The organism is Ideonella sp. B508-1 (assembly GCF_000333615.1).
Classification (GTDB): Bacteria; Pseudomonadota; Gammaproteobacteria; order Burkholderiales; family Burkholderiaceae_C; genus Ideonella.
Genome location: NZ_BADL01000267.1, coordinates 1 through 1,905, shown reverse-complemented (window position 1 = coordinate 1,905; position 1,905 = coordinate 1). Strand labels below are relative to the sequence as shown.

Genomic DNA, 1,905 nt, shown 5'->3' with positions numbered 1-1,905 from the left:
CCCCCCAATCGGTTGCAATTTGTCACAATAGCAGTATCCAGTCCCTGTCAGTCCATCCGGAGAGTCACCATGACACCCCAGGCCCCCGGCCAACGCCGAACGGTACTGGCTGCAAATCATCAGCCAGATGGGCGGCGACGTGGCCATGCATCTCTCCGCAGTCCAGGCCCATCTGGAGGAACTCGGGCCGAGCCTGCCCCAGGCCCCCGAGCTGCAAAAGCTGCAGGCCCGGCTGGCACGTGTGCGGCAGATCGGCATGCTGGGGCAGCAACTGGCCCGCATGGCCACCGGCGAAGTGCACCAAGTCCCCGAAGAGGTGTCCCTCACCACGGTCCTGCGCGACGTGCTGGCCCAGCAGAAGGCCCGGGCGGCGCTGCGCGGCGTCGAGCTGCACCGCGCCATGCACCCGGCCACCGTGCTCCTGGATCCCAGCCTCTTGCACGGCTTCATCCAGCAACTCACCGACTGGGCCCTGGCCCAGGCCCAGGACCAGCTGGACATTCGGCTGGAGATGCACGACTGGCCGCCCCAGGCCCGCCTGCAGCTCACGGCCAGCCACCCCCTGCCTTCTGACGCCCCCCTGGCCAGCGACCAGCTCCTGGCCTGGTGCCTGATCGAGCAAATGGCCCGTGTGCAGCACCTGAGGCTCGAGCGCCTGGATCGGCCGGACAGCACCCAGTTGGTGATCGACTTCCCACAGACCCTGAGCCCGGACACCACCTTCGGCGTGAACGTGGGGGACGACGATGCGGAACACCTGTCCTCCGCATTTGCCCTGTCGCAGGCCTCGCGTCCTCTGATGGGCAGCCACTGGCTGGTGGTCGCCGGCCAGCGCGACGTGCGTACGGAAGTGCGTGAGGCCCTGCGCGCCAGCGGCATGCTGGTGGATTTCGTGGGCAGTCTCCAGGAGGCGGAAGCCTTCTGTCAGGACAGCATGCCGCATGGCATTCTGTTCGAGGCCATCCTGGGCGGAGAGCGGGTCCAACGGCTGCGCCACCGGCTGAGCGCCCGTGCCCCCCACCTGGTCTGGGTCGAGATCGCGGCCGAGGGCCTCTACACCCAGCCCGCCGAGCCCGGCCAGGGGCGCCCGGCCCGCATCGGCCGCGACGCGCTGTCCGAACAGCTGACCTCCCTGCTGGAATCGGAATACACCCGGAACCTCTGAGAGCGCCGCCCGGGTCGTACACTCCAGGTCTTGTTCGCAGGATAGTCTCGGGTAGCGTATGCGTCGCCGTCAGCATCTCCGCCTTGTCGCCGGCCTCCTGGCCTCCACCGCAGCAGCCCCCGTGCTGCTGGCAGGCTGCTCCAGCCGCGAGACGGCCCCCGATGTGAAGGTCACCCTGCTGGACGGCCGTCCGCAGGCCCTGTCCGCCCTGCGCGGCAAGGTCGTGCTGGTGAACTTCTGGGCCACCAGCTGCACCACCTGCGTGCACGAGATGCCCCAGATCATCAGCACCCACCAGAAGTTCCAGAGTCAGGGCTATGAAACCCTGGCGGTGGCGATGAGCTACGACACGCCCGATTACGTGGCCAGCTTCGCCCAGACGCGCGGCCTGCCCTTCCTGGTGGCCATGGACAAGAGCGGTGACGCCGCCAAGGGCTTTGGCGATGTGCGGCTCACGCCCACCAGCTTCCTGCTGGACAAGCAGGGCCACATCGTCAAGAAGTACGTGGGCGAACCCGATTTCGCCGCCCTGCACCAGCTGATCGGCCAACTGCTGACCGAGGCCTGAGCCCGTCGCCCTGCTCGGCGACAATGGGCGGTTGCCCCTGCCATGCCCATGACCGCGCTCGCCCTGTCGTTCCTCACCTTTGTCTCGACGGCGCTGGGTGGCCTGCTGGCACTGAAGTTCAGGGATCGCCTGCACCACCTGCTGGGCTTCACCGCCGGCGTGATGCTCGGGG

General features: G+C 68.0%; 2 protein-coding genes. Both read left to right on the top strand.

Annotation, left to right across the window (positions count from 1 at the left end; all coding sequences use genetic code 11):
• The first annotated feature begins 145 nt into the window (after positions 1-145).
• Positions 146-1,165, top strand: coding sequence for a hypothetical protein (locus I73_RS11265; protein WP_148289775.1), 1,020 nt, complete (start codon positions 146-148; stop codon positions 1,163-1,165).
• A gap of 121 nt (positions 1,166-1,286) precedes the next feature.
• Complete coding sequence (locus I73_RS11260) at positions 1,287-1,733, top strand: TlpA disulfide reductase family protein (protein ID WP_306304232.1); 447 nt, start codon at positions 1,287-1,289, stop codon at positions 1,731-1,733.
• The last annotated feature ends 172 nt before the right edge of the window (positions 1,734-1,905 follow it).